The following is a 7374-nucleotide window of genomic DNA, read 5'->3' as shown; positions in this document are numbered from 1 at the left end:
ACCCCCCTTTTGTGTCGGTCCCGTGGAGACCCCGATCCCCGACCCCGGCGGGCCCGGGGTCTGGCATTATGTCTCCTTGCCGCGCGGAGCCGGGCGGGCCCGAAAGGGGGTCCGGGGACGCGGCGGCGGGCACCTTCAGAACCGGATACTGCGAGGGCCCGGGGGGAGACCCCCGGGACACGGAACAGGTGGAGAGATACCACTTCAGAAGAGATAAGCAGTGATGTGACCAAGTCAAGCGAATGGACGAGGGACGCCCCGTCGGGGCGGCCCCCTGTGATATTCCTTTCTTGAGGACAGAACGGCGGATATCTTTACAACGAATGGAATCCGATCGGCGTCATCGCCGGCCGGACGGGCTCCCGCGCCCACTAAGGGGCCGCCCCGAGCGGCCCCTCTTGGACGGAGAGTTCGATCCTGGCTCAGGATGAACGCTGGCGGCGCGCCTAACACATGCAAGTCGAACGGCACCCATCTTCGGATGGAGGCGAGTGGCGAACGGCTGAGTAACACGTGGAGAACCTGCCCCCACCCCGGGGATAGCCGCGGGAAACCGCGGGTAATACCCGATGACCCCGCCCGGCCGCATGGCCGGGCGGGCAAAGCCCAGACGGGAGGGGATGGCTCCGCGGCCCATCAGGTAGACGGCGGGGTGACGGCCCACCGTGCCCGCGACGGGTAGCCGGGTTGAGAGACCGACCGGCCAGATTGGGACTGAGACACGGCCCAGACTCCTACGGGAGGCAGCAGTGGGGAATCTTGCGCAATGGGGGGAACCCTGACGCAGCGACGCCGCGTGCGGGATGGAGGCCCTAGGGTCGTAAACCGCTTTCAGCAGGGATGAGACAAGACGGTACCTGCAGAAGAAGCCCCGGCTAACTACGTGCCAGCAGCCGCGGTAATACGTAGGGGGCGAGCGTTATCCGGATTCATTGGGCGTAAAGCGCGCGTAGGCGGCCGGGCAGGCCGGGGGTCAAATGGCGGGGCTCAACCCCGTCCCGCCCCCGGAACCGCCCGGCTCGGGTCCGGTAGGGGAGGGTGGAATTCCCGGTGTAGCGGTGGAATGCGCAGATATCGGGAGGAACACCGGTGGCGAAGGCGGCCCTCTGGGCCGAGACCGACGCTGAGGCGCGAAAGCTGGGGGAGCGAACAGGATTAGATACCCTGGTAGTCCCAGCCGTAAACGATGGACGCTAGGTGTGGGGGGACGATCCCTCCGTGCCGCAGCCAACGCATTAAGCGTCCCGCCTGGGGAGTACGGCCGCAAGGCTAAAACTCAAAGGAATTGACGGGGGCCCGCACAAGCAGCGGAGCATGTGGCTTAATTCGAAGCAACGCGAAGAACCTTACCGGGGCTTGACATGGCGGTGAAGCGGGGGAGACCCCGTGGCCGAGAGGAGCCGCCACAGGTGGTGCATGGCTGTCGTCAGCTCGTGTCGTGAGATGTTGGGTTAAGTCCCGCAACGAGCGCAACCCCCGCCGCATGTTGCCAGCAGGTCAGGCTGGGCACCCATGCGGGACCGCCGGCGTCAAGCCGGAGGAGGGCGGGGACGACGTCAAGTCATCATGCCCCTTATGCCCCGGGCTGCACACGTGCTACAATGGCCGGTACAGCGGGATGCGAAGGCGCGAGCCGGAGCGGATCCCTGAAAGCCGGCCCCAGTTCGGATTGGGGGCTGCAACCCGCCCCCATGAAGCCGGAGTTGCTAGTAATCGCGGATCAGCATGCCGCGGTGAATATGTTCCCGGGCCTTGTACACACCGCCCGTCACACCACCCGAGTCGCCTGCACCCGAAGCCGCCGGCCCAACCCGCGAGGGGGGGAGGCGTCGAAGGTGTGGGGGGTGAGGGGGGTGAAGTCGTAACAAGGTAGCCGTACGGGAACGTGCGGCTGGATCACCTCCTTTCTAGGGAGATAAGGCTCTTTAGGGAGATCAGACAGATTTGACGGCGCGGGTGAGCACCCGTCCGGCCGCCTGCCCCGTGCGACCCCCTCGCAGCGTCCGGTCCCGGGGGATAGCCCCGCGCACCTTGAGAGCCGCATAGCGAGACGGATCATGATCTATCAAGCACTGATCCGATCGATTCTCTAAATTGGAGAAGAAGAGATACATCCAATCTGCAACAGATTTTGAATGCGAGAAGCATCTCACGTTAACGATCGCCGAGGCCCCTCGGGGCCCGGCGGTATGCGACACCCGATATCAAGAATCAAGCGGTAAGCTTACTCTTATATCAGCGACCGCGCCCCCGGCCCGCCGCGCGGGAGGGGGCGTAAGATACGCAGGGCGCGCGGCGGATGCCTTGGCATGGGAAGCCGACGAAGGACGCGGCAAGCTGCGATAATCCCGGGGTAGGGGCACACACCCGACGATCCCGGGGTCTCCGAATGGGCGAACCCGCCGGCAGGAGTGCCGGCATCCCCCCGCCGAATACATAGGCGGGGGGGGGGCAACCCGTCTCTTTTTCCTTCGCGCCACCGGGGTTGCAGGGCCGCCTGCCCCGGGTCTGCCGACCCGGGCGCGCGAGGGTCGGGCGAGCCGAACGGCATGGGAAGGCCGGCGGCACAGGGTTAGAGCCCCGTAGGCCCATCCCGAACCCGAGCGCGACGGCGGTCCCTGAGTAGGGCCGGGCACGTGAAACCCGGTCCGAAGCAGGGGGGACCACCCTCCAAGCCTGAATACTCTCCCATGACCGATAGCGCACAAGTACCGCGAGGGAAAGGTGAAAAGCACCCCGGGAGGGGAGTGAAACAGTACCTGAAACCGCGCGCCCGCAAGGCGTCGGAGCACCGCAAGGTGTGACGGCGTGCCTTTTGTAGAATGAGCCAGCGAGTTGCTGGCCGCCGGCGAGGTTAAGCTTTGAAGCGAGCCGGAGCGAAAGCGAGTCCGAACAGGGCGATAAAGTCGGCGGCCGCAGACGCGAAGCCGGGTGAGCTACCCGTGGGCAGGCTGAAGCGGGGGTAAGACCCCGTGGAGGGCCGAACGCACTTCGGTTGAAAACGGAGGCGATGACCCGCGGGTAGGGGTGAAAGGCCTATCAAACCCGGAGATATCTCGTTCTCCCCGAAATAGCTTTAGGGCTAGCGTCGGCCGTTAACCCCGGGAGGTAGAGCACCGGATCGATGAGGGGGCTTCGCCGCCTACCGAGTCGAACCGAACTCCGAATGCCCGAGGGCCCAGAGGCCGGCAGTCAGAGCATGTGGGCTAAGCTGTGTGCTCGAGAGGGAAACAGCCCAGACCGCCCGCTAAGGCCCCCAAGTCATCGCCGAGTGGCAAAGGATGTGCGTCCGCGCAGACAACCAGGAGGTTGGCTTAGAAGCAGCCACCCCTTCAAAGAGTGCGTAACAGCTCACTGGTCGAGTGGACATGCGCCGACAATACACGGGGCTAAGCGATGCGCCGAAGCGGCGGGATGAATGAACTTCATCGGTAGGGGAGCGTCCCGCGCGGGGCGAAGCCGGAGGGCGACCGACGGTGGACCGCGCGGGAGCGAGAATGCTGGCATGAGTAGCGAGAGACGAGCGAGAGACTCGTCCGCCGTAAACCCGAGGTTTCCTGGGCAAGGCCAATCCTCCCAGGGTCAGTCGGGGGCTAAGGCGAGGCCGCCAGGCGTAGCCGAAGCGCAGCAGGCAGACATTCCTGCACCGGGAGAGGACCGTCACGACCGACGGGGCGACGGATTGGGGTAGCCGGGCGGGGTTCTGGACGTCCCCGTGATGGCGCGCGGCCCGCATCCCAGGCAAATCCGGGGTGCGCGAGGGTTAGGCGCCGGACGAAGCGATTGAGCGAAGTCGGTGAGCCCGTGGTCCCCAGAAAAACCCCTAGGCAGGTCCCCTCCCGCCCGTACCGCAAACCGACACAGGTGGGTGGGTAGAACATACCGAGGCGATCGGGTCAACCATGGTTAAGGAACTCGGCACAATGGCCCCGTAACTTCGGGAGAAGGGGCGCCCCCGCGTAGGTGGACGGCCACGCGCCGCGAGCCGAGGGGGGCCGCAGTGAAGAGGCCCAAGCGACTGTTTACCAAAAACACAGGACTCTGCAGAAGCCGCAAGGCGACGTATAGGGTCTGACGCCTGCCCGGTGCCGGAAGGTCACGGGGAGGGGTTAGCTTTCGAGCGAAGCCCCGAACCCAAGCCCCGGTAAACGGCGGCCGTAACTATAACGGTCCTAAGGTAGCGAAATTCCTTGTCGGGTAAGTTCCGACCTGCACGAAAGGCGCAACGACTTGGGCGCTGTCTCAATCATGGACCCGGTGAAATTCCACTGGTCGTGAAGATGCGACCTACCCGCGGAAGGACGGAAAGACCCCGTGAACCTTCACTGCAGCTTGGCATTGGCCGCTGGCCCGTCGCGTAGAGGATAGGCGGGAGGCTTCGAAGCCCGGGCGCCAGCCCGGGTGGAGCCGCCCTTGGAATACCGCCCCCGACGCGCCGGCGTCCTAACCCCGACCCGTCACCCGGGCGGGGGACCGTGCCAGGCGGGCAGTTTGACTGGGGCGGTCGCCTCCTAAAAGGTAACGGAGGCGCGCGAAGGTCCGCTCGGGACGGTCGGCAACCGTCCTTTTGAGTGCAAGAGCGCAAGCGGGCTTGACTGCGAGGCAGACACGCCGAGCAGGTGCGAAAGCAGGCTCTAGTGATCCGGCGGCCCCACGTGGGAGGGCCGTCGCTCAACGGATAAAAGGTACTCCGGGGATAACAGGCTGATCTTGCCCAAGAGTCCACATCGACGGCAAGGTTTGGCACCTCGATGTCGGCTCATCGCATCCTGGGGCTGGAGCAGGTCCCAAGGGTACGGCTGTTCGCCGTTTAAAGCGGTACGCGAGCTGGGTTCAGAACGTCGTGAGACAGTTCGGTCCCTATCCTCCGCGGGCGCAGGAGAATCGAGGGAGGCTGCCCCCAGTACGAGAGGACCGGGGTGGACGGACCTCCGGTGAACGGGTTGTCGACCTAACGGCACCGCCCGGTAGCCGCGTCCGGACCGGATAACCGCTGAAGGCATCTAAGCGGGAAGCCGTTCCCGAGATCAGTTCTCCTTTTTGGTAAGGGCCCAGGTAGAACACCTGGTCGATAGGCCGCAGGTGCAAGGTCGGCGACGGCCTCAGCCGAGCGGTACTAATCGCCCGAGCTCTTACCCCCTAGCATCCGCACGGCGGCTGGGGCGCGCGGTCGCGCGCCGGTGTCGCATGCGCGGGACGCTCCTCGGATCTCTCACGATCGGCGGTGCGCGAAGGTCACGGTCCCCTCCTCGCTGTGCGGCCCTCAGGGCGCGCGGGCCCCCCGGGTCGCCGCGGCAGTGGAGAACGGGGCTATGGGCAACGAGCCTCCCGGGAGCCCCCCGGGGCCGAGCCGCTTCGGTGTCTTGTCCTCACTCATGGCGCCCCCTCATCTCCTCGCGTGGCCCCGTCTGCTCGCTCCCATGCGGGCGCGGCGGCCGGGCGCGCCCGCTAGAGGGTGGCGGCCTGCTTGCCGCCGGTGTCCCACACGTACTTCTTGAACTTGCGGATCTGGTTATAGTACATGGTCATCGCCCAAAACCGCTGCGCCAAACCGTCCTTCCGATAGTACATCGGATACGTCGCCAAACCGGAGCGGTAGGTCTCAAGGGCGCGCTCACGGAGGGCCGGATCCTTCACGGTCTTGCGCACCACCATCGGCGGCACGCAGGCGAAGGAGAAGTCGCGCGTCGCATCGCCGCCGTGGCGCACGCCGCCGAGGACGAACTCCTCGACGATCAGCCGGACGAAGTCGACCCCGCCGAGCGTGACGTAGAACGAATTCCGCCCCGGCCTCGTGTTGACCTCGAAGAACTTGTAGCTGCCATCACGCGGGTCGAACTTCACATCGAAGTTCGCGAACCCGTGGTATCCCACATGCTTGAGCAGGCGGCAGGCGTCGGCGATGGGTTTCTCGGCCCGGTCGGACAGGATGAGCACCGGGTTGCCGATGGCGAACGGGGAATGGTCCTGGAGCACCACCTGGCCCGAGCAGGTCATCACCGGATCGGCATTGGCATCGGTGAAGATGCTGATGGTCCTGAGTCCGTCGTCCTCACCGGGGATGAAGTCCTGAATGACAAGCTCGCGATCATAGGAGGACGCCTTCATGGCCTCGAAGATGCCCATGAGCTCCTCGGCGGTCTCAACCTCGAAGATCTTCTTCTTCCCAGGGAACTCGGCATAGTGGTACACCGCCGAGTTGGAGGGCTTCGCGATCAGCGGATAGGTGAAGGTCTCAGCCGGGATGACGGCATCGGGATCCGAGCAGTCGAAGGTCCACGTTTTGGGATACGGGATGGAGAGCTCCTCGCAGAGGCGGTAGAAGTACTCCTTCTGCGTGAGCTGGTCCAGCAGGTCAAACGGGATATAGGGGACCACGAACCAGCGCTCGAGCTCCTCCTTGTGCTCCGAGAGCACGCGGGCGTACCAGTCGCCCGACCCCACGAGGATGCCAACTTTGCCGCCGGCTGCGAACTCCCGCCCCAGATCGGCCAGGTACGCGAGGAGAAAATCCGCGTCCTCGATGTCTGAGCCGAGGACGCGGTAATCTGAGAAGCGGCTCCGCGAGGTGGCTTTCACATCCTCGGTGGCGAGCACGATGGACGTGAGGCCGTAGAGTTCGTGAAACTCGCGCACGAAGGTGTAGCCCAGGATATCGGCACCGAGGACCACCGGGACGAGGCGCGTGCGAATATCGTCCTCGTCCCGAAGCCTACCTGTCATCTGCGAAACGGCTCCTTATTGGTCTGCGAATGGGTGATCGGGTGAAACGGCCCCTTACACCGGGCTGCCGCCGCCGCAGAAGCCGGCGTCATACGTGACCCCCGTGATGACGACGCCCTGCCCGTAGCCGTTGGCGTGGACCACCTGGCCGCCGCCGATGTAGATGGCGACGTGGTAGATGGTACCGCCGGACTGGTAGAAGACGAGGTCGCCGACGGAGAGGGCGCTCGTGCTCGTCTTGAGGTTACCGGCGCTCACCACGCGGCTGTACTGCGCGCTCGAGGAGTGCGGGATCGAGATACCGGCCTGCGCGTAGGCGTAGCTCGTGAGACCGGAGCAGTCGAATGACTTGCCCGGATTGGAGGCACCCCACTCGTAGGCGGCACCGAGCTGCGCGGTGGCAGCGGAGACGATGGTGCTCGCCGCAGAGCTGCTGAGCCCGCTCGACGATGAAGACGAGGAGGACGAGGAACTGGAGTTAGAGCTCGAGTTCGAGGAGCTGCTGCCCGCGTTCGAGGTGCCGCCGCCCGAGGTGGAGTTCGACGAGCCCGCGCTGGCCTGGGTGTTACCTGCGGAGGAGTTGGTCGTAGTGCTCGTGGAGGCGGATGACTGAGCCGACTGGGCAGCCTCCGCGGCCGCGGCCTCGGCGGC

The 7374-nt window shown here is 65.3% G+C and carries 2 protein-coding genes and 2 rRNA genes; 2 read left to right on the top strand and 2 right to left on the bottom strand.

Annotated elements, in window-relative coordinates; translation table 11 throughout:
- The first annotated feature begins 399 nt into the window (after positions 1-399).
- Positions 400-1907, top strand: a 16S ribosomal RNA gene (locus CAP13_RS06280).
- A gap of 365 nt (positions 1908-2272) precedes the next feature.
- Positions 2273-5140, top strand: a 23S ribosomal RNA gene (locus CAP13_RS06275).
- The 16S and 23S rRNA genes sit together here, the layout of an rRNA operon.
- Before the next feature lie 308 nt (positions 5141-5448).
- Here the strand turns inward: CAP13_RS06275 and CAP13_RS06270 are convergent.
- Positions 5449-6723: a carboxylate--amine ligase gene (locus CAP13_RS06270; protein WP_085830703.1), complete on the bottom strand. Its 1275-nt coding sequence runs from the start codon at positions 6721-6723 to the stop codon at positions 5449-5451.
- A gap of 54 nt (positions 6724-6777) precedes the next feature.
- On the bottom strand, positions 6778-7374 hold a 597-nt coding region (locus CAP13_RS09950; RefSeq protein ID WP_179184964.1), incomplete at its 5' end, for a C40 family peptidase.

The sequence above is a fragment of the Collinsella vaginalis genome (assembly GCF_900176655.1).
GTDB lineage: Bacteria > Actinomycetota > Coriobacteriia > Coriobacteriales > Coriobacteriaceae > Collinsella > Collinsella vaginalis.
The sequence above is the reverse complement of the archived record's forward strand: the minus strand, read 5'-3'. Positions and strand labels throughout refer to the sequence as shown.